Raw genomic sequence first — 19,845 nt, 5'->3', positions numbered from 1 at the left:
CGCGATGCAGTTCGGACGCACCTACGAGGAGTTCGAGGTCGGGGCGACGTACAAGCACTGGCCGGGCAAGACGGTCACGGAGTACGACGACCACCTGTTCTGTCTCCTCACGATGAACCACCACCCGCTCCACATGGACACCAACTATGCGGAGAAGACGACGGACTTCGGCAAGAACGTCGTCGTCGGGAACTACATCTACTCCCTGCTGCTCGGCATGTCCGTCCCGGACATCTCCGGCAAGGCGATCGCCAACCTGGAGATCGAGTCGCTCAAGCACGTGGCGCCGACCTTCCACGGCGACACGATCTACGGCCAGACGACCGTGCTCGACAAGTGGCCGTCGAAGTCGAAGAACGACCGCGGAATCGTCTACGTCGAGACCAAGGGCTACAAGCAGGACGGCACCCTGGTCTGCGTGTTCCGCCGCAAGGTGATGGTGCCCACCGAGACGTACATCAAGGAGCGCGGCGGCGAGCAGCCCGGCCGCCCTGAGCTCGCCGCACCTGCGGAAAAGAACACGGAGAAGTAGCCATGGCGCGACTCGCCCAGACCGCCGGTCTGACCGACATCCAGCAGGAGATCCTCTCCACCGTCCGCGACTTCGTGGACAAGGAGATCATCCCGGTCGCGACCGAGCTGGAGCACCGCGACGAGTACCCGCAGCAGATCGTCGACGGCCTCAAGGAACTCGGCCTGTTCGGCCTGATGATCCCCGAGGAGTACGGGGGCCTGGGCGAGTCGCTCCTCACCTACGCCCTGTGCGTCGAGGAGATCGCCCGCGGCTGGATGTCGGTGTCCGGCATCATCAACACCCACTTCATCGTGGCGTACATGCTCAAGCAGCACGGCACGCAGGAGCAGAAGGACCACTTCCTGCCGCGCATGGCGGCCGGCGACATCCGCGGCGCGTTCTCGATGTCGGAGCCGGGGCTCGGCTCCGATGTGTCGGCCATCACCTCCAAGGCGGTCAAGGACGGCGACGAATACGTCCTCAACGGCCAGAAGATGTGGCTGACGAACGGCGGAACCTCGAATCTGGTCGCCGTACTCGTCCGAAGTGATGAAGGACACCCCGAGGGCACCGCGCCCCACAAGTCGATGACGACCTTCCTCGTGGAGAAGGAGCCCGGTTTCGGAGAGGTCCGCCCCGGCCTCACCATTCCCGGGAAGATCGACAAGATGGGCTACAAGGGTGTCGACACCACCGAGCTGATCATGGATGGCCTGCGGATTCCGGCCAACCGGGTGCTCGGCGGCGAGACCGGCCGAGGTTTTTACCAAATGATGGACGGCGTCGAGGTCGGCCGCGTCAACGTGGCGGCGCGTGGCTGTGGCGTCGCCCAGCGCGCCTTCGAACTCGGCGTCCGGTACGCCCAGCAGCGTCATACTTTCGGCAAGCCGATCGCCCAGCATCAGGCCATCCAGTTCAAGCTCGCCGAGATGGCTACCAAGGTCGAGGCCGCCCATGCGATGATGGTCAACGCCGCACGCAAAAAGGACTCCGGGGAACGAAACGACCTTGAGGCCGGCATGGCGAAGTACCTCGCCTCCGAGTACTGCAAGGAGGTCGTGGAGGACGCCTTCCGGATCCACGGTGGTTACGGCTTCTCCAAGGAGTACGAGATCGAGCGTCTCTACCGTGAGGCACCGATGCTCCTCATCGGTGAAGGTACCGCCGAGATCCAGAAAATGATCATCGGTCGCAGGTTGCTCGAAGAGTATCGGTTCCAGGGCTAGATGTCCGGATACGGGGTGTTTTCTTGGAGAAGAAGGTCACACCCCGTAGACACTCTTCGGCCGCCGACTCGGCTTCCTGGCTTGCCCAGTTGTGGCCGTCGACCGGTACGATCCCCGGAAAGCCGCCGTCCCCCGTTACAGCGCGGCATCATCCGCTACGAAGGTCATCCATGCCCCACAGCCAAACCTCTGCACCTCGCGACAGCCGGGCCGGCGTACGCCTCGCGCGCGGAGCATCGCCGTGGCTCCTCCCGACCGTCGCCACCGCAGCCCTCAGCCTGGCCCGCGCGCGCCGCTCCGGCGTCGCGAAGGCCGTGGCCGTGCCCGCCACCGCGCTCGCGGCGGGCATGCTGTGGTTCTTCCGCGACCCCGAGCGCGAGATCGCCCAGGGCCGGGTCATCTCACCCGCCGACGGTGTGGTGCAGAGCATCATGCCGTGGAAGGACGGCCGCACCCGCGTCGCGATCTTCATGAGCCCGCTCAACGTCCACGTCAACCGCGCGCCCCTCTCCGGCGAGGTGACGTCGGTCGAGCACATCCCCGGCGGGTTCGTTCCGGCGTTCAACAAGGAGAGCGAGAACAACGAGCGCGTAGTCTGGCATTTCGACACCGAACTCGGCGACATCGAAATGATCCAGATCGCCGGCGCGGTGGCCCGTCGCATCGTGCCCTACGTCCCGCAGGGCACGAAGGTCGAGCAGGGCGACCGCATCGGTCTGATCCGCTTCGGCTCGCGCGTCGACATCTACCTGCCCGAGGGCGTGGAGGTCGCGGTCGAGGTCGGTCAGAAAACCGTGGCTGGGGTGACTCGCATTGACCGTGATTGATCCTGATACCCAGGCGGGCTGGGTGCCCGAGGCAGACGAGGTCGACGAAGAGGAGGAGATGCCTCTTTCTCTCCGCCTCTCAATAGCGGACACCCTCACCCTCGGCAACGCGACGTGCGGCTTCATGGCGGTGTACTTCACCACCACCGGCATCCTGATCCCGCATCTCACCGGTGACCAGGAGACCGGCATGGCCCGCCACAGCGCGGCCACGGCGGTCATCCTGATGCTGTGCGCGGCGGTCTTCGACCTGTTCGACGGCCTGGTCGCGCGCAAGCTGCGCTCCTCCCCCATGGGCGCGGAGCTGGACAACCTCTCGGACCTGATCAGCTTCGGTCTGGCGCCGGCGTACTTCGTCCTCGTCTACGGCATGGTCGCGGACGACGCGCACCAGAGAGTGGCTGCGGTCGGGGCAATCGTGGTGCTCCTGGCCGTCGTACTCCGCCTCGCGCGCTTCTCGTGCGTGACGGTGCCGAACGGCATGTTCCAAGGCATGCCGTCCCCGTTCGGTGCGCTGACGGTGGTCTCGATCGTGCTCCTGGAGCTGCCCTTCGTGGCGACGCTCCTCGCCATCGTGGGCACGGCCTGGCTGATGGTGAGCCGGGTCGAGTACCCGAAGCCGCGGGGCCGCCTCGCGGTGGCCATGCTGTCCTGGATCGTCGTGTCCATGGGCCTCCTGGCCGCCTGGGCCTTCGACGCCCCCAGCGGTCAGCTCCTGCTCCAGACGGGCTGCGCGCTCCAGCTGGTCACGGGCGCGGTGATCCCCCTGTTCGCCACGGCCCGCCGGGTGAACAACTTCCGCGGCAACAGGCGCGAGGCGCGGGCGGCACAGCTGCCGTAGCGGATGTCCTACGACGGTGAAGGGCCCCGAACCTCATAGGTTCGGGGCCCTTCGGCGTTCCCATGGGGGCACCGTCAGGTGAGGAAGTCCCGCGCGATCTGCTCCGCCACCCGCTCCAGAATCGGCCCCGCGTCCGCGATGCACTTCACCACGTCCGGCTCGACCTGCGTGAGCGGATACGCCCGTCGGATGCCCGCCCGCCCCAGCGCCTCCGGCGGCAGCGCGAGCCGTCCGCACACCGCGATGACCTCCTTGTCGGCGGCCCGTGCCGCCGCTGCGACGCCCGCGGGGGCCTTGCCGTGCAGGGTCTGCTCGTCCAGGGAGCCCTCGCCCGTGATCACCAGCGAGGCCCACTGCAGCGCCGGCGCGAAGCCGAGCACGTCCAGCATGACCTCGATGCCGGGGCGGAACTCGGCGCCGAGCAGGAGGGCGCCGTAGCCGATGCCGCCCGCCGCGCCCGCGCCCGGGGAGGCCGCGTACTCCGCCGCCTTCGCCCCGACCGCCTCCTCCAGCGCCTTCGCGTAGTTCGCGAGGGCCGAGTCCAGGGCCTCCACGTCGTCCGGCGAGGCGCCCTTCTGCGGGCCGTACACGGCCGGGGCGCCCTTCGGGCCGGTCAGCGGGTTGTCGACGTCGCTGGCCAGGATCAGTTCGACGGAGGCGAACCGCGGGTCGAGATCGGACAGGTCCGCACGCGCCAGCTCGGCGAGCCCACCGCCACCCGGGGGAACCGGCTCGCCGTCGGCGTCCAGGAACCGCGCGCCCAGCGCGGACAGCATCCCGGCACCGCCGTCGGTCGTGGCGCTGCCGCCGACGCCGAAGACGACGGTGCGGGCGCCCGCGTCGAGGGCAGCGCGCAGCAGCTCTCCGGCGCCGTACGTGGAGGCGGTGAGCGGTGCGAAGACACCGGCCGGCAGGCGCTGCAGCCCGCTCGCCTCGGCCATCTCCACCACGGCCGTGTCGCCGCGCAGCGCGAAGGCCGCGGTCACCTCGTGTCCCAGGGGCCCGGCGACGCGTACCTCCCGCCGCTCGAAACCGGCCGCGACCGCCGCGTCGACGGTCCCGTCACCGCCGTCGGCCACCGGCAGCGCCTCGACCTCCAGGTCCGGTACGACCCGGCGCAGCCCGGCCGTCACCCGCTCGGCGACCTGCACGGCCGTCAGCGACCCCTTGAATTTGTCCGCGGCGATGAGCACGCGCTGTGTCACGTGTTTCCCCTTGCTCTCCGGGCCTCTCGCATGTCAAGGCCAGTCGCGCCGTTGCGACCTTAACCGGCGAACGTCCCCGCCGTCATGCCGAGCCCGGACGCTGAGCACGGCGTGGGAGCAACGTACGAGCGCCCTGGGAAGCGCCTGTGCGGACAGCCGAATCCCTCGCAGCCACCTCCGTAATTGGGTAAACCGGTCCTATGACCCCTGTGGGCACTGAGCCAGAGCTCGCCGACCGCGTCCTCGGAGGCTGGCTGGGCCGGATCGCGGGCAACATGCTCGGCAAGCCGGTCGAGCAGGGCGACCTGTGGACGCGGGACCGTATCGACCGCTATCTGCGGCAGGCCGCCGCCCTGCCCCTGACCGACTACCTCCCCGAGCCCGCCGACGAGAGCGACGGCTTCGAGCTGCGCCCCGAGTGGCGCCAGTGCGTGCGCGGCCGTATCCACGGCAGTTGCCGGGACGACGACGTCGACTACGCGATCCTCGGCCTGGACCTCCTGGAGACCCACGGCTTCGGCTTCAGCACCGAGCAGGTCGGCGACCTGTGGCTGCTGCGGCTGCCGTACCTCCAGACCTTCACGGCGGAACGGGCGGCGTACCGCAACCTCGCGAACGGCCTCAAGCCGCCGCTCACCGCCACGTACGACAACCCCTACCAGGAGTGGATCGGCGCCCTGATCCGCGCCGACATCTACGGCTGGACCTGCCCCGGCGTCCCGCGCCGCGCCGCCTCCCTGGCCCGCCGGGACGCGGTGCTCTCGCACACCGGGAACGGCGTGTACGGCGCCATGTGGGCGGCGGCGCTGATCGCGGCGGCGTTCACGGCGCCGACCGTCCGCCACGCGGTCGACGAGGCCCTGGCCGTCATCCCGGCGAGCAGCCGCCTGGCCCGGACGGTCCGCCGGGTCGTCTCGCTGCACGACACCCGGATGACCTGGGAGGACACGTTGACGACGGTGGCCGAGGAGACCACGGGCCTCGGCTGGATCCACACGATCCCGAACGCGGCGGTGCTGACGGCCGGGTTGCTGTACGGCGACGGCGACTTCACCCGCACCATCACGCTCACCGTCCGCGGCGGCCTGGACACCGACTCCAACGGAGCGACGGCCGGCTCGGTGGCCGGCGTACTCACCGGGGCGGACGCCATCCCACCGCAATGGAAGGACCCTCTCGAGAACACGGTCCGCAGTGCGGTCTTCGGCTTCGACAGGGCGCGGATCAGCGAGCTGGCGGAGCGGACGGTGCAGCTGGCGGGCGCGGACAGCTGACCGGGGATCCGCGGATCCTGGTTACCCTTCCTGGATGACCTCCACGCAGGACTTCGCCACGTACATCGCGGGCCTCCCCCGTGTCCTCTCCGGTGCCGCCGCCCTCTTCCGGGACGCCGAGGGCCGGGTGCTGCTCGTCGAGCCCAACTACCGTGAGGGCTGGGCTCTGCCGGGCGGCACGATCGAGTCGGACGACGGCGAGACCCCGCGCCAGGGCGCACACCGCGAGACGCTCGAGGAGATCGGCCTCGACCGCGAACTCGGCCGGCTGCTCGCGGTGGACTGGGTGTACAAGCCGAGCTGGCCGCCGCTGGTGGCGTACCTCTACGACGGCGGTGTCCTCACCGAGGACGACCTCAAGGCGATCCGCCTCCAGGAGGAGGAACTGCTGTCCTGGCGCCTGGTCCCGCGCGAGGACCTCGCGGACTGCCTTCCGGGCACCCTCGGCCTCCGCGTCCTGGCCGCCCTGGACGTCCTGGCGGAGGGCTCGGGGACGGCGGAACTGGAGAACGGTCGGCGGGTCGGCTGACACGGACATTCCTTCAGCTTCCTCGCCGTGCCCCGGCTCAGTCGGTGAGCGCACTTGCTGACGACGGACCACCGTCGGCCCGGGAGTGGCGAGGGACAACGGGATTCGGTCGGAGCGACGCACCTGGGACACGGCCGCGCCTGATACCCATTCGCCTCCGACGGCGCAGCCGTCCTACTCTCGGCCCATGAACAAGCCTCTCGTCGCCATCCTGAGTGGCGCAGGCATCTCGACCGATTCCGGGATCCCTGATTATCGCGGTCCGAACGGGCTGTGGCGGCGCGATCCCGAGGCCGAGAAGCTCGTGACGTACGAGTACTACATGGGCGATCCGGAGATCCGGCGGCGGTCGTGGCAGATGCGGCGCAAGAACCGGACGCTGAACGCCGAGCCGAACGGCGCGCACCTCGCCGTCGCCGAGCTGGAGAAGTCCGGCGTGCCGGTGCGGGTCATCACGCAGAACGTCGACGGGCTGCACCAGCTCGCCGGGATGCCCGCCCGCAAGGTGCTCGAACTCCACGGCACCGCACGGAGTTTCGTGTGTACCAGCTGTCATGCGCGGGGGCCCATGGAGGACGCACTCGCCCGCGTCGAGGCCGGCGAGGACGACCCGCTCTGCCTGGAGTGCGGCGGGATCCTCAAGTCGGCGACCGTGATGTTCGGTGAGCGGCTCGACCCGGTCGTCCTGGGCGAAGCCGTCGCCATCACCAAGGCCTGCCAGGTGTTCATAGCCGTCGGTACCAGCCTCCAGGTGCAGCCCGCGGCGGGACTTGCGGGTGTTGCCGCCGACCACGGGGCGCGCCTGGTGATCGTCAACGCCGAGCCGACACCGTACGACGACCGCGCACATGAGGTCGTACGCGAACCGATCGGCACCGCACTGCCTGGACTACTGCGCAGGATCGGCGCCAAGGGCAACGCCTAGGAAGGGTCCCGGACGCCGCTCAAGAGTCGTCATGCGGCGGGGTGGCTTGGGGGAATTGGGTCGGCCGGTCTGTGGGCCGATGGGCGGGGCGGCGACCCATGCGGTGTCCGGGTCGTGGTCGATCCGCGGAGGGCCGGCGACGATCATGGTGGCTCGGACCCACGGCTGTTCCCGTGCCCGATGGAGGACGCCCTGGCCCGCGTCGAGGCCGGCGACGACGACCCGGCGTGCCCGGAATGCGGCGGGATCCTCAAGTCGGCGACCGTGATGTTCGGCGAGCGCCTCGACCCTGTGGTACTCAGCGAGGCCCTCGCCCGTCGGCGTCGCCGCCGACCACGGGGCAGGCTGATCATCGTCAACGCCGAGCCGACGCCGTACGACGACCGGGCCGACGAAGTCATCCGCGAACCCATCGGCACCGCGCTGCCGCAGCTGCTGCGCCGACTGGGCATGGCGCACCCCTAAGGACGGATCCCGTCGCAGGAGATGGGCAGATGCCGCGGCCCGCGCAGCACGGCGTTCTGCCGGTACGGCGGCGGGTCCTCCAGCAGACGTGGGTTTTCCAGCCTCCGGGCCAGTTCCGACAGGGCGAACTGGGCCTCCAGCCGGGCGAGTGGTGCGCCGAAGCAGCTGTGGATGCCGCTGCCGAGGCCGAGGTGCTGGATGTCCCGGCGGTCCGGGTCGAAGCGGTCCGGGTCCTCGAAGCGCTGGGGATCGCGGTTGCCGGACGCCAGAACCAGCCAGAGGGAGGCGCCCTTGGGGATGGTGACGCCACGGACCTCGATGTCGGCGAGGGTGGTGCGCTGTGGCACCAGTTGCACCGGCGGCTCGTAGCGCAGCAGCTCCTCGACGATGGGCACGGCCAGCTGTGGATCCGTACGCAGTCGCTCGAGGACGTCGGGATGGCGCAGCAGGGTCAGCATGCCGTTGGTGATGAGGTTGACGGTGGTCTCGTGCCCCGCGATCAGCAGCAGCGCCGCGGTGCTGAGCAGCTCCATCGTGGTCATCGGGCCGTCCCCGCCCTGGGCCGTCGCCAGTTCGGAGAGCATGTCCTCGCCGGGATTCTTGCGGCGCTCCTCGATCAGGCCGGCCAGGTACATGCCCAACTGCATACGGGCGTCGTGCGAGACCTTGCCCCGCTCGGTGGGATCCGCGTCCGGGTCGGGGTCGAGGCTCGCCGCGATGGTGTCCGCCCAGCTGTGGAAGCGCGCCTCGTCCTCGCGCGGCACCCCGAGCAGCCGGCAGATCACGGTCACCGGGAAGGGGTAGGAGAACTGCTCCACCAGGTCGATCCGGCCCGGGTCGCCGATGCCGTCGATGAGGCCGGAGACGATGCCGTGAAGCTCTCCGCGCATCCCGTCGACCCGGTGGGGAGAGTGCGGCGGCCCGAAGGGCCGGTTCGTCATGCGGCGCAGACGGTCGTGTTCCGGCGGGTCCAGCTTCAGGAAGCCCGGCGGCAGGGCGCTCTCCTCCTGAGGCGGTTCGGCCAGCCGGTCGCCGGCGGTCGAGGCGAGATTGCGGGCGTCGGAGCTGATCCGGGGATCGTGCAGGAGGCTGCGGATCTCGTAGTAGGTGCTGACGACGTACGGCCCGTCGTCTTCGTGGTGCACCGGCGTCTTCCGCAGCTCTTCGTAGATCGGGTACGGGTTGGCGCGGTTGGCGTAGTCCAGGATCTGGTGCAGCGGGGATTGCGTCATGGCGAGTCCTCGTGGCCGTACGGGTCAGTGCGCGGGGGTGAAGGTCATCCGGCGGTCGGCCGGCGAGTATCCGCCGAGGGTCACGGTGGGGCCGTGGGTGGGGACCGACGGGTCGGGGAAGTCGGCGTCGATCGGCCGCTTTCCGTCCGAGCTCCGGTCGACCGTGGGGAACAGGGGCGGGAACGGCGCGGTGGTCTCGATCAGCTCCTGGTAGAACGGCAGCCATCGGCCGTGGTCGAAGGTGACCGCACCGATGACGCGCCCCTGGTACCCGTAGACGCCGACGAACCGGTGGTCCTTGAGCGACCCCTGCGAGATGAGGATCTCCGTCCCCAGCGACGGCACCCCGACCGACTTGATGTTCACTCCGAACTGCGAGGACCAGAAGGCCGGCACCTCCATGTGGGGGATGCGGTCGGGGCTCTCGCTGAGCATGTTGTGCGCCGCGACACGGGCCTGTGAGACGGCGTTGCCCCAGTGCTCCAGGGACAGGAACTGGTAGCCGAACAGTGGATGCGGACAGCGTGCGACGTCGCCCGCCGCGTAGATGTCGTCGGTGACGATTCCGCGGATGTCGAAGGCACGGCAGCCGGCGTCGCAGGCGATGCCGCGGGGGCCTGCCCCGAGTCCGGATCCGGCGAGCCAGTCGGTGTTGCGGGTGGCGCCGAGCGAGACGATCACCACGTCGGTCTCCACGGTGGAGCCGTCGGACAGTTGCGCGGCGCGCACCCGTCCCGAGGAATCGCCCTCCAGAGCGGTCACCATGACCCCGCACCGCAGGTCCACACCGTGCTCGCGCTGCATCTCGGCGGCGACCGCACCGACAACCCCGCCGAGTGCGCCGACCAGGGGCGCCGCGCCACGTTCGGCGACGGTGACGGCAAGGCCGCGTTCGCGGCAGGCGGAGGCGATCTCCGAGCCGGTGAACCCGGCCCCGATGACGAGGACCCGCTTGGGTCCCGCGTCCAGCCGCCGCGCGAGTGCGGCGCTGTCGTCGCTGGTCCGCAGCACGAAGACGCCGTCGAGTTCCGCCTCGGCCTCGCGCGGCCAGGGTCGCGCCCGTACCCCGGTGGCGATCAGCAGCCGGTCGTACGGCACCTCGTCGCCGTCGGCCAGCCGCACCCGCCGTGCCGCCATGTCCAGGCCGGTGGCCGGGACGCCCAGCCGCCAGGTCGCGTCGACGGATCGGAGCCTGGGCAGCGCGGTGCGGTCGGCGGACGCCCTGCCCAGCAGCACCTGCTTGGAGAGCGGGGGCCGGTCGTACGGATCGTGGGGCTCGTCGCCGATCATGGTCAGGGAGCCCGCGAAGCCCTCGGCCCGCAGGGTTTCGGCCGCGCGCAGGCCGGCCAGCGAGGCGCCTACGACGACGATGCGGCCCTCGCGCTTGAGCCGTTCCAGGGATCCGTCACCGAGCACCGGACACCGCCTCGGCCGGTACGTCCACCGCATCGACGAGGATGGCCTGGACGGGGCAGGCCGCGGCGGCCTGGGCCAACTTCTCGCGCTGTGCCTCGTCGGCCTCCGGGTCGTACAGCAGCGCCTCCTCGCCGTGCATGGCGAAGATCTCGGGGGCGAGGAACGCGCACTGCGCGTACCCCTGACAGCGGTTCAGATCGACGGCAATCCTTGGCACGGGATCGGTCCTCTCCAATGGCCCGGTCGGCTCAGCCCCCTGCGACCACCCTCGGTGGCCGGACGTGATGCGGCCAGGAGGAGGCGACCGTTCGAGTGAGCGGTGCGGCCGGCTCAGGTCGGGGTGACGGGCAGTGGCCCGGCGGGACGCCGGCCCCACAGGATGTTCAGGCTGAGCACCAGCGCCCAGGCCGGGAAGACCAGTTCGGACCAGGGGAGGTTCGTTCCCACCACGAGCAGCGTCAGGCCCGCCAGGTAGCCGAGGAGGACCAGCGGGCGTGGGAAGACGCCGAGTCGGCGGCCGATGGTCGAGGTCGTGATGACGAACACCGCCGCCATCCGCATGGCGTACGTGGTCAGCAGGGCGTAGGCGAAGTGGCGGCCGAAAGGAGGGTGCTGCTGACTCTCGTCGAGCACGGTCCCGGCCGCCGCGGCGGCGCCGAACAGGGTGGCGACGAAGATCAGGCCGCTGCCCAGGAACACGGTGGAGACGAACCGGTCCTCGCCCTCGCCGGCCTGCTCGCGCAGGGCGCCCATGAACCACAGGAAGGCGATCCCGGCGAACGGGAGCAGCGCCAGCGCCGTCCGCACGGCGCTCCGCTGTCCCGCGTCGACGGTTACGTCGTTCCCACCGCCCCCACCGGGCAGAGCGATGCGCACCAGGACGATCGCCGCGGCCGTCAGGATCGCGAACACCACCCCGGCCACCCCGGCGGCCCAGGGTGTCGCCAGGCGCTCGTGCTGCCGCTCCATGGTCTCTCGCTCTCTGCCTGCTCTTCCTTCCTACAGACACCAGCGATCCAGGGGCTCGCGCCACCGGGGTCACTCGGGAGGAGGACCACGATGCGCCATACAGGTCAGCACTGCACGGCCGATTCCCCACGGAATCCGACGTCGGGGCGTAATTCCCCCGTCAGAACAGCGCGGTTCCGCTCTCGAAGTCGAGCAGGCGCTGTTTGCGGTGCAGACCGCCGCCGTAGCCCGTGAGGCTGCCGTCGGCACCGACCACGCGGTGGCAGGGGACGATGATGCCGATCGGGTTCTTGCCGTTGGCGAGGCCGACCGCGCGGGAGGCGGACGGGTTGCCGAGGGCTTCGGCGAGTTCGCCGTACGTGCGGGTCTCGCCATAGGGAATTCTGCGGAGCTGGTCCCAGACAGTGCGCTGGAACGGGGTTCCGTGGAGGTGGAGTTCGACGGTGAACTCCTTCAACTCGCCGGAGAAGTACGCCTTCAGCTGCTCCTCGGTTTCGGCGAACAAGGTGTCGTCCCGGTCTCCGAACGTCTCCTGCGGTGGCCGGTGGCGCTGGTCGGTCATGTAGAGGCCGCACAGGACGCCGTCCTCGGCGACGAGGGTGAGGGGGCCGTACGGGCTCTCGGTCACGGTGTGCTGCTTCATGAACGTCCTTACACGGGGAGGAAGTTGATCGGGTGATGGCCCGTCGCCCACAGGTACTGGACCGCGTACGCCCGCCAAGGGCGCCAGGCCGCCGCGCGGGCCGTGAGCGCCGCCGGGGTGGAGGGGAGGCCCAACTCCTGTGCCGCGTGCCGGATTCCGAGGTCGGTGGGGAGGAAGGCGTCCGGGTCTCCGAGGGCGCGCATGGCGATGACGTCGACCGTCCAGGGACCGAAGCCGGGCAGGGCGAGGAGGCGGGCACGGGTCTCCGGCCAGTCGCTCTCCGGGCCCAGGTGGAGGGAACCGGCGGCCAGTTGGTTGACCAGGGTGGTGAAGGTGGTGCGGCGGGTGCGGGGCATCGCCAGGGACTCGGGGTCCACGGCGGCCAGCGCCTCGGGGGTCGGGAAGAGGTGGGTGAGGCCGCCCTCCGGGTCGTCCACCGGGTCGCCGTACGCCGTGACCAGACGGGCCGCGTGGGTGCGGGCCGCCGCCGTGGAGACCTGCTGGCCGAGGACGGCCCGTACGGCGAACTCCGCCTCGTCGACCGTGCGCGGGACGCGTCGGCCGGGGGCCTTGTCGACCAGCGGGGCCAGGACCGGGTCCGTGCGCAGCTGGTCGTCGATCGCGACCGGGTCGGCGTCCAGGTCCAGCATGCGGCGGCAGCGGCTGATGGCGACGGGCAGGTCGCGCAGGTCGCTGAGGGTGAGGCGGCAGGCGATGTGGTCGGCCCTGGGGGTGAGGGTCACGATGCCGTGGCCGTAGGGGAGGCGGAGGGTGCGGCGGTAGGCGCCGTCGCGCCACTCCTCGACGCCGGGGACGGCGGTCGCCGCGAGGTGGCCGAAGAGGTTGTCGGGGTTGAGGGGGGTGCGGAAGGGGAGGCGGAGGGTGAGGGTGGCCGGGGTTCCCGGGACGCCCGTCGTGCCTGGGGTACCCGGAACGCCAGAGGTTCCCCGGACACCGGGCACGCCCCGGATCTCCGGGACTCCGAGGGCTCCCGCGGCGCCGGGCGCACCCCGACGGCCCGGAGTGCCGAAGGCTCCCGCAGCGGTCAGGGTTCCCGCCACCGCCGGGATCCTCCCCTTCGGCAGGCGGGCCCTCAGCTCGCTCGGTGAGAGCGCGAAGACCTCGCGGACGGTGTCGTTGAAGGTGCGGATGGAGGAGAAGCCGGCGGCGAAGGCGATCTCCGCCATCGGCAGCGGGGTCGTCTCGATCAACAGACGTGCGGTCTGGGCGCGTTGGGCGCGGGCCAGGGCGAGAGGGCCGGCGCCGAGTTCGGCGAGGAGCTGGCGTTCGATCTGCCGGGTGCTGTAGCCGAGGCGGGCGGCGAGGCCGGGGACGCCCTCGCGGTCCACGATGCCGTCGGCGATCAGCCGCATCGCACGGGCCACCACGTCGGCGCGCCGGTTCCACTCCGGGGAGCCGGGGCTGGTGTCGGGGCGGCAGCGCTTGCAGGCCCGGAAGCCGGCCTGCTGGCAGGCGGCCGCGCTCGGATAGAAGGTCATGTTCTCGGGCTTGGGCGGTACGACCGGGCAGCTGGGCCGGCAGTAGATGCGGGTCGTCAGGACGGCCGTGAAGAACCAGCCGTCGAAGCGGGCGTCCTTGGACTGGACGGCCCGTACGCAGCGCTCTCGGTCGGTGTGCATCCCGTTCTGCATGGGTCCAGCATCGGCGATGGGAGGAAGTCGGGGCTGGCGAATATCCGACATCAAGGTGGGCTGTCCTGGGACGGTGCGGATCACAGGGTGCATGAACGGTCGTTCACCTGTTCATGCCCGGTGGGTAGGATGCCCGTATGGGTCATGGAGCCGCCACCGCGCAGGACGCCGACGAGCGCGTACGTCTGGACGCGGCCAACGTCGCCAAGGTGGCCACCACCCTGCAGGCCCTGTCGACCCCCTCCCGGCTGCTGATCCTCGCGCGGCTGCGCGAAGGGCCGCTGCCGGCCACGGAGTTGGCGGCCGAGGTGGGTATGGAGCAGTCCGCGTGCTCGCACCAGTTGCGGCTGCTGCGGAACCTGGGTCTGGTCGTCGGCGAGCGGCACGGGCGGTCGGTGGTGTACACGCTGCACGACCACCATGTCGCCGAGCTCCTCGACCAGGCCGTGTACCACGTGGAGCACCTGCGACTGGGGATCAGTGACGCCGGGGAGTGACCCCGCGCGGCGGCGGATGTGGCCTCTCTACGCCGCGGGGTTCACCACGGCCTTCGGGGCGCACGGCATCGCCGCGAACCTCGGCGCCGCCGGACAGGACACCGTCACCTCACTGCTCGTGCTGGGCGGGCTGCTCGCCCTCTACGACGGTGCGGAAGTGCTGCTCAAGCCGGTGTTCGGCACGCTGGCCGACCGGGTCGGGGCGCGTCCGGTGCTGCTCGGCGGGCTGGTGGCGTTCGCGCTCGCATCCGTGATGTACGTCCTCGCGGACAGCCCGGGGTGGCTCTGGGCCGCGCGGCTGGGGCAGGGGGCGGCGGCCTCGGCGTTCTCACCGGCCGCCTCCGCGCTGGTGTCGCGGCTGAATCCGGCGGCGAAGCAGGGGCGGGCGTTCGGGAGTTACGGCTTCTACAAGTCGATCGGCTACACGCTGGGGCCGCTGCTGGGCGGGGTGCTGGTGTGGGCGGGTGGGCTGCGGCTGCTGTTCGCCGTGCTGGCGGCGCTGGGTGCGGGCGTCGCGGTGTGGGCGTGGGCCGCCGTACCCGTCGTACCGCCGCTCCCCCGTGCCCGGCAGACCGTGCTGGACCTGGCGCGGCGGCTCGCGGACCCGGCGTTTGTCGTGCCGACGGCCGCGCTCGCGGGCGCGACGGCCGCGCTGTCGGTCGGGGTGGGGTTCCTGCCGGTGTCCGGCCGGGCGGCGGGGCTCGGGACGGTGGCGACGGGGGCCGCGGTGTCGGTGCTGGCGGCCTGCGCGGCGGTCGTACAGCCGCGTGCGGGGCGGGCGTTGGACGCGGGGCGGCTCGGCACGCGCACCGGCCTCACCGCCGGGCTGCTGCTCGCGGCGGCGGGACTGGCCTGCGCGATGCTTCCCGGGCTGACCGGCGTGCTCCTGGCCGCGGCCCTCGTCGGCGTCGGCACGGGACTGATCACCCCGTTGGGCTTCGCGGCCCTGGCCTCCTCCACCCCGAAGGAACGGCTCGGTCAGACCATGGGCGCGGCCGAGCTCGGGCGCGAACTCGGCGACGCGGGCGGGCCGTTGCTGGTGGCCGCGGTGGCTACGGCGGCGACTCTGACGTCCGGGTACGCGGCGCTGGCGGTGGTGCTGGCGGGCGGGGCGGCGCTGGTGGTGCGGCGCGGGGCGCGCCAGTAGTCGGACCGCCCGGAGAGCCACCGGCTCAAGCCGCCCGGCGTCCCGCCGTCTCGTGCTGTGAGGCCAGTGACCAGATCACGAACACGTCGATCGCCATCAGCACGACGGACCACACCGGCGCGTACGGCAGGAACAGGAACTGGGCGATCAGGCTGAGCGAGGCGAGCAGGATGCCGGTGAACCGGGCCCAGGAGGCGCCCTTGAGCACGCCCCAGCCGGTGGCGGCCACCAGGGCGCCGAGGACGACGTGGATCACGCCCCAGCCGGTGAGGTCGAGCTCGTAGACGTAGCTGCCGATACGGCCGTAGACGTCGTCGTGCGCGAGGGCGGCGATGCCCTGGAGGATCGCGAGCACCCCGCCGCACAGCAGCAGCACGCCGGCGAACATCGCGCCGCCGGTCACCCGGCCGTCGCCGCCGTCCTTCGGGGTGGGCGGGTTGCGCTCGGCGGACCAGGGCTCGCCTATCTCGCCCCGCGGGGATCCGGACGGCTTCGCTGCGTGCTGGCTCATGGGCGGTGGTTCCTTCCGCTGTCCCCGTCGTCGGCTGAGTCCGAGCCTTCGGGGGCGGGGGGCGGGGAGCCAGCCCGCTTGCGCCGAACGGGTGAAAGGTGCGGCCCCGTCCAGCGGCTCAGGTCAGGGCGCTCGCCAGCAGTCGTAGGAGATCTCCCGTGGCGTCCGCCGCGCCCAGGGCCGGGAGGGCGCCGAGGGCGAGGACCGCCGCGGCCACGGGGCGGAGATGGGGTGGCGGGGTGGTCTGCAGGGCGGCGACCCGACGCGTGACGGCCCGGTCGGAGAAGTGCAGGGTGCGGTTCGGGCGGTGGGCGACCAGGGCGGCGCGCGCCAGGGCGCGGGCCGTGGTGGTGCGGTCGCCCACCGCGTCGGCCGCCTGTTCGTCGGCCCAGCGCTCCACGAGGTAGGCGACCGTCGTACGGACCGGTACCAGCAGCGGGTTCGCCGCGGCGGCGAGGCCGGCCGCGTGGACGAGCAGGGCGTGGCGGTGGGTGAGGTGGGCGCGTTCGTGGGCGAGCAGGACGCGGCGTTCGGCGGGGCGCAGCGCGGCGAGCATGGCGGAGGTGACCAGGATGCGGCCGGGGGTGCCGGGGACGGCGAAGGCCTGCGGCCGCGACGACTGGGCGACGACGAGTTCGGTGTCGGCCGGGTGGCCCTCGCACAGGCGGCGCAGGGTGCGGCGCGTGGCGCGCTCGGCGCGGACCGCGTGCAGGCCGCGGCAGAGGGCCAGGGCGAGGAGCGCGAGCGCTGCGAGGGCGACGGTCTCGGGGACCGGTTCGGGCAGCGCCCGGCCGTCCTCGCGGGCGTCGGCGACGACCGGCGGGGTCGCGTCGACGAGCGTGGCGGTCAGCAGGACGAGGGCCCAGGTGGTGGCGGCCGCGGTGACGACGGCGGCCACGGTCAGCGCACGGGCCGCCGGGGCGGGCGCGAGATGCCGGGCGACCTGAGGGGTGACGGCGGCGAGCAGGAGGGACAGCAGCAGCGGGGTGTAGACGTCGATCCTCATGCACTGCCTCCCGTCCTCATGCCCTGCTCTCGCCCTCCGTTCGCACCGAGCGCACCCGGCGCGGCCGCCGAACCTCGCGCACCGCTTCCGATCTCCGGCCGGCCCGCCGAGCCCGCCTCCTTCACGATCCGCCTTCGCCCAGCAGCTCCCGCAGCGCCGCCTCCTCCGTCGGGCTCAGTCCCGTGACGAACTGCTGCAGGGCCGCGATCGGGTCCGGGCCCCGGTCCAACGCCTGGTGCATGGCCTCGGCGGTCATCTGGGCCGCGTTCTTCACGGGCCGGTAGGCACCGCGGCGGCCGTCGGCGTCGCGCAGGACGAGGCTCTTGTCGTGGAGGCGCCGCAGGATGGTGTGCACGGTGTTGTAAGCGAGGCCGCCGCCGAGTTCGGCCTGTATCTCGGCCGGGGTGAGGGCCCGGTCCGTCGCCCACAGGGTGGCGAGGACCTCGCTCTCCAGTTCGCCCGGGCTGCGGCGCTCGGCCCTGCCGCGGGGAGTCGTGCCTGCCATGGCCACCACCTTACGGCGCGTAGCGACCGCCGGTCACCGACTCCCACCTCCGCCTTACCCACCTCCCACTCCGCGCCGACCTACAGGTTGTAGGGTGGCGCCGACCCTACAACCTGTAGGGCCGAAAGGACGGACGGACCGGACGATGGCCAGGGCTCCAGACGCAGCACCCGCCGAGCACGCCCGCGTCATGCGCGACGGAGGCCCGCTCCAGGCCCGTCCACGCTGGCGCCGTCGCCCGGACGAGCTGTGGCTCGCGGCAGTGGCAGGCGCGTTCACCCTCCTCCAACTCGCCCTGGTGCGGCCCGGAATGGGCCTGGGCTGGGACGAGTCGGTGTACGTCAGCCAGGTCAGCGGACACGCCCCGGCGGCCTTCTTCAGCGCACCGCGCGCGCGTGGCATCACGCTGCTGGTCGCCCCGATCGCCTCCTGGTCCTCGTCGACCCCTCTGCTGCGGGTCTATCTCGCGGTCCTGGCCGGCCTCGGTCTCCACTGGGCCCTGCGCGCCTGGCGGGGCCTGTTCCCGGTCCGAGTGATCGCGGCCAGCGGCGCGCTCTTCGCGTCCCTGTGGATCACTCTCTTCTACGGGCCTCAGGCGATGCCCAACTACTGGGTGGCCGTGGGCGCGTCGGCCATGGTGGGCTTCGCTCTCCGCGCCCGCACCGACCGCACCCACCGCGGCCCCGTGTGGGGCATGGCCGCCGGCGCCGCGCTGATGGCCTGGATGCGGCCGGCGGACGCCGTCTGGGTCGTGCTCCCGCTGCTGGCACTGCTCCTCCGCGACCGCCGACCGGGCCTGCTGCTCGCCCTCGGCGGCGGGCTCGCGGCGGGCGCGGCCGAGTGGGTCGTCGAGGCGTACGTCCGTTACGGCGGCCTCGGCGCCCGGCTCTCCGCTGCCTCCCGCATCCAGGGGGGCCTGGGCCTGCACAACGCGGTGACCGACCAGCTGCGCAGCCTCGGCGGACGCGCGCTGTGCCGTCCGTGCACGGGTGCCGTGCCGAGCGCCCCGGTGATCGCCTGGTGGTTCGTGCTGCCACTGCTCGCGCTCACCGCGCTGGTGATCGCGGTGCGGGCCCGGCGCCCGATGCGGACGCTGCTGCCGCTGGCCTGCGCCGCGACGGCGGCCGTGCCCTACCTCTTCCTCATCGGGTACGCGGCACCCCGCTTCCTGCTGCCCGCCTACGCGCTGCTCGCGATCCCCGTCGCGGACGCCCTGATCCACCTGGTCACCCTGCCGACGGGGCGGTGGCGGCCGGTGGTCGTGCCGCTGGTGGCCGTGGGGGTGGCGGGTCATCTGGCGGTGCAGTCGGCGGTGTTGGAGGCCGCGGTGTCCCGTACGACGGCCGAGCACCGCGTCTGGGCGCGCTCCGCCGAGGACCTGCGCCGCCTCGGCATGCGCCCACCGTGCCTGCTCACCGGCGGCGACTCGGTCCCGATCGCCTTCTCCGCCGGCTGCGGCTCCGCCCACATCGGCGGCCACGACGCCAACACCACCGCAGCGGTGCTGATCCGCACCGCCCACCGCATGCCCGTGGCCCTCCTGACGGCCAACCCCGCCCATCCGCCGTCCTACGCGCACGGGTGGCGGCTGTACCGGCTGCCGGACGGGTATGCCTATCTCGGGCCGGTCGCCGTGGGGAAACGGGCGTGAGCATGCCCCCAGGCACCGCAAAAGAAGTGCACCGCGCAAGAGTGTGTCGGCCGACTCACCCTTGCTGTCCGGCAGTTGTCATGGAAGGGCTCTCCCGATGAGCGCACCCGTCGACGTGCCCGTGGGTGTGGGCGCGCGTGCTCCGTGGCAGACCCTGATCGCGGTCGTCGCGGTGGCGGTCGGTGCCGGGCTTGCCGTGCGGCACTGGCCCGTACTCGACGCGGGGGCCGATCAGTTGGTCGTCGCCGACCGGGGGTGGCTGTCGCTGGCCGCACTCCTCTCCGTGCTGACCTGGGCAGGCGCGGCGCTCGCGCTGCAGGGTGCGGTGCGGGAGGCGCTGCCGGCCGGGCGGCTGGTGGCGGCCCAGTTCGCGGCGTCCGCGGCGAACCATGTGCTGCCCGCCGGGTTGGGGGCGGGTGCCGTCAATCTGCGGTTCCTGACGAGGTGCGGGCTGGCACCCGGACGGGCGGCGACGGCGCTGGCGGTGAAGGGGGCGGCGGGAGCGGTCGTGCGGGTGGGGCTGGTCGCGGGGCTCGCCGTGGCCTGTCCGGGGGTGCTGCGACTGCCCTCGGTGGGCGGGACGAAGCTGGTCGTGGGGGCGGTGGTCGCTGGGGCCGCGGCGGCGGCGGCGGTGGGCGTGGCCGTGCGGCTCGGGCGTCAGGCGAGACACCGGCAGCGGACGGCGCTCCCGCGGCAGACGGGACTCGGACAGCGAACGGCGCTCCCGCAGCGGACGGGACTCGGACAGCAAACGGCGCTCCCGCAGCGGACGGGACTCGGACAGCAAACGGCGCTCCCGCAGCGGACGGG

General features: G+C 72.0%; 21 protein-coding genes and 1 pseudogene. 12 read left to right on the top strand and 10 right to left on the bottom strand.

Annotation, left to right across the window (positions count from 1 at the left end):
• Window positions 1-4 precede the first annotated feature (4 nt).
• The 4 genes from ACWC09_RS15265 to pssA all read left to right on the top strand — a co-directional run bounded on the left by ACWC09_RS15265 (window position 5) and on the right by pssA (window position 3,408).
• A complete protein-coding gene (locus ACWC09_RS15265; protein ID WP_450850997.1) occupies window positions 5-532 on the top strand; it encodes a MaoC family dehydratase in 528 nt (175 codons plus the stop codon).
• A 2-nt stretch (window positions 533-534) separates the two neighbouring features.
• Window positions 535-1,740 carry an acyl-CoA dehydrogenase family protein gene (locus ACWC09_RS15260; RefSeq protein ID WP_450850996.1) on the top strand — a complete coding sequence of 402 codons (1,206 nt, stop codon included), beginning with the start codon at window positions 535-537 and terminating at the stop codon, window positions 1,738-1,740.
• A gap of 170 nt (window positions 1,741-1,910) precedes the next feature.
• The gene (locus tag ACWC09_RS15255; protein ID WP_450851042.1) at window positions 1,911-2,567 is read left to right on the top strand and encodes a phosphatidylserine decarboxylase; all 657 of its coding nucleotides are present in this window, start codon (window positions 1,911-1,913) and stop codon (window positions 2,565-2,567) included.
• Between the two features lie 22 nt (window positions 2,568-2,589).
• The gene (gene pssA / locus ACWC09_RS15250) at window positions 2,590-3,408 is read left to right on the top strand and encodes a CDP-diacylglycerol--serine O-phosphatidyltransferase (protein ID WP_450850995.1); all 819 of its coding nucleotides are present in this window, start codon (window positions 2,590-2,592) and stop codon (window positions 3,406-3,408) included.
• Window positions 3,409-3,482: 74 nt separating this feature from the next.
• Here the strand turns inward: pssA and ACWC09_RS15245 are convergent, their stop codons facing one another.
• On the bottom strand, window positions 3,483-4,601 hold the full coding sequence (locus tag ACWC09_RS15245) for a glycerate kinase (protein ID WP_450851041.1): 1,119 nt from the start codon (window positions 4,599-4,601) through the stop codon (window positions 3,483-3,485).
• 212 nt (window positions 4,602-4,813) lie between these two features.
• On the opposite strand from ACWC09_RS15245, the gene ACWC09_RS15240 reads away from it, so the two are divergent.
• The 4 genes and pseudogenes from ACWC09_RS15240 to ACWC09_RS15225 all read left to right on the top strand — a co-directional run.
• Window positions 4,814-5,887: an ADP-ribosylglycohydrolase family protein gene (locus tag ACWC09_RS15240; protein ID WP_450850994.1), complete on the top strand. Its 1,074-nt coding sequence runs from the start codon at window positions 4,814-4,816 to the stop codon at window positions 5,885-5,887.
• Window positions 5,888-5,921: 34 nt separating this feature from the next.
• Window positions 5,922-6,416, top strand: coding sequence for an NUDIX domain-containing protein (locus ACWC09_RS15235; RefSeq protein WP_450850993.1), 495 nt, complete (start codon window positions 5,922-5,924; stop codon window positions 6,414-6,416).
• 187 nt (window positions 6,417-6,603) lie between these two features.
• Window positions 6,604-7,341 (top strand): SIR2 family NAD-dependent protein deacylase, encoded by a 738-nt coding sequence (locus tag ACWC09_RS15230; protein WP_450850992.1) that lies wholly within the window; start codon window positions 6,604-6,606, stop codon window positions 7,339-7,341.
• A 177-nt stretch (window positions 7,342-7,518) separates the two neighbouring features.
• Window positions 7,519-7,806: pseudogene (locus ACWC09_RS15225) on the top strand (NAD-dependent deacetylase); the annotation flags it as partial.
• Here ACWC09_RS15225 and ACWC09_RS15220 read toward each other — a convergent pair.
• The 6 genes from ACWC09_RS15220 to ACWC09_RS15195 all read right to left on the bottom strand — a co-directional run bounded on the left by ACWC09_RS15220 (window position 7,803) and on the right by ACWC09_RS15195 (window position 13,718).
• Window positions 7,803-9,038, bottom strand: a complete 1,236-nt coding sequence (locus tag ACWC09_RS15220) for a cytochrome P450 (protein WP_450850991.1) — start codon at window positions 9,036-9,038, stop codon at window positions 7,803-7,805. The pseudogene ACWC09_RS15225 and the gene ACWC09_RS15220 sit on opposite strands and share 4 nt — an antisense overlap.
• 24 nt (window positions 9,039-9,062) lie before the next feature.
• Window positions 9,063-10,487, bottom strand: a complete 1,425-nt coding sequence (locus ACWC09_RS15215) for an NAD(P)/FAD-dependent oxidoreductase (protein WP_450850990.1) — start codon at window positions 10,485-10,487, stop codon at window positions 9,063-9,065.
• Entirely contained in the window at window positions 10,444-10,671 is a 228-nt protein-coding gene (locus tag ACWC09_RS15210; protein WP_450850989.1) for a ferredoxin, read from the bottom strand. The genes ACWC09_RS15215 and ACWC09_RS15210 overlap by 44 nt, the downstream gene beginning before the upstream one ends.
• 113 nt (window positions 10,672-10,784) lie before the next feature.
• Window positions 10,785-11,423 carry a hypothetical protein gene (locus tag ACWC09_RS15205; protein WP_450850988.1) on the bottom strand — a complete coding sequence of 213 codons (639 nt, stop codon included), beginning with the start codon at window positions 11,421-11,423 and terminating at the stop codon, window positions 10,785-10,787.
• Window positions 11,424-11,583: 160 nt separating this feature from the next.
• Window positions 11,584-12,066 carry a methylated-DNA--[protein]-cysteine S-methyltransferase gene (locus ACWC09_RS15200; RefSeq protein ID WP_450850987.1) on the bottom strand — a complete coding sequence of 161 codons (483 nt, stop codon included), beginning with the start codon at window positions 12,064-12,066 and terminating at the stop codon, window positions 11,584-11,586.
• Between the two features lie 8 nt (window positions 12,067-12,074).
• Window positions 12,075-13,718, bottom strand: coding sequence for an AlkA N-terminal domain-containing protein (locus ACWC09_RS15195; protein WP_450850986.1), 1,644 nt, complete (start codon window positions 13,716-13,718; stop codon window positions 12,075-12,077).
• Between the two features lie 137 nt (window positions 13,719-13,855).
• Here ACWC09_RS15195 and ACWC09_RS15190 point away from each other — a divergent pair, with 137 nt between their 5' ends.
• Together ACWC09_RS15190 and ACWC09_RS15185 are read left to right on the top strand one after the other, a co-directional pair.
• The gene (locus tag ACWC09_RS15190) at window positions 13,856-14,215 is read left to right on the top strand and encodes an ArsR/SmtB family transcription factor (protein WP_450850985.1); all 360 of its coding nucleotides are present in this window, start codon (window positions 13,856-13,858) and stop codon (window positions 14,213-14,215) included.
• Window positions 14,216-14,231: 16 nt separating this feature from the next.
• Entirely contained in the window at window positions 14,232-15,362 is a 1,131-nt protein-coding gene (locus ACWC09_RS15185; RefSeq protein WP_450851040.1) for an MFS transporter, read from the top strand.
• Window positions 15,363-15,387: 25 nt separating this feature from the next.
• On the opposite strand, the gene ACWC09_RS15180 is transcribed toward ACWC09_RS15185, so the two are convergent.
• The 3 genes from ACWC09_RS15180 to ACWC09_RS15170 form a co-directional block, all read right to left on the bottom strand.
• Complete coding sequence (locus ACWC09_RS15180) at window positions 15,388-15,873, bottom strand: DUF7144 family membrane protein (protein ID WP_450850984.1); 486 nt, start codon at window positions 15,871-15,873, stop codon at window positions 15,388-15,390.
• 118 nt (window positions 15,874-15,991) lie between these two features.
• Window positions 15,992-16,879 (bottom strand): M48 family metalloprotease, encoded by an 888-nt coding sequence (locus ACWC09_RS15175; RefSeq protein WP_450850983.1) that lies wholly within the window; start codon window positions 16,877-16,879, stop codon window positions 15,992-15,994.
• Between the two features lie 121 nt (window positions 16,880-17,000).
• Window positions 17,001-17,384 (bottom strand): BlaI/MecI/CopY family transcriptional regulator, encoded by a 384-nt coding sequence (locus ACWC09_RS15170; RefSeq protein WP_450850982.1) that lies wholly within the window; start codon window positions 17,382-17,384, stop codon window positions 17,001-17,003.
• Between the two features lie 145 nt (window positions 17,385-17,529).
• Here ACWC09_RS15170 and ACWC09_RS15165 point away from each other — a divergent pair, with 145 nt between their 5' ends.
• On the top strand, window positions 17,530-19,035 hold the full coding sequence (locus ACWC09_RS15165; protein WP_450850981.1) for a hypothetical protein: 1,506 nt from the start codon (window positions 17,530-17,532) through the stop codon (window positions 19,033-19,035).
• A gap of 97 nt (window positions 19,036-19,132) precedes the next feature.
• The coding region (locus tag ACWC09_RS15160; RefSeq protein WP_450850980.1) for a lysylphosphatidylglycerol synthase domain-containing protein at window positions 19,133-19,845 on the top strand (713 nt) is incomplete at its 3' end.

The organism is Streptomyces sp. NPDC001617, assembly GCF_053596855.1.
This window is presented reverse-complemented; position numbering and strand designations above follow the sequence as displayed.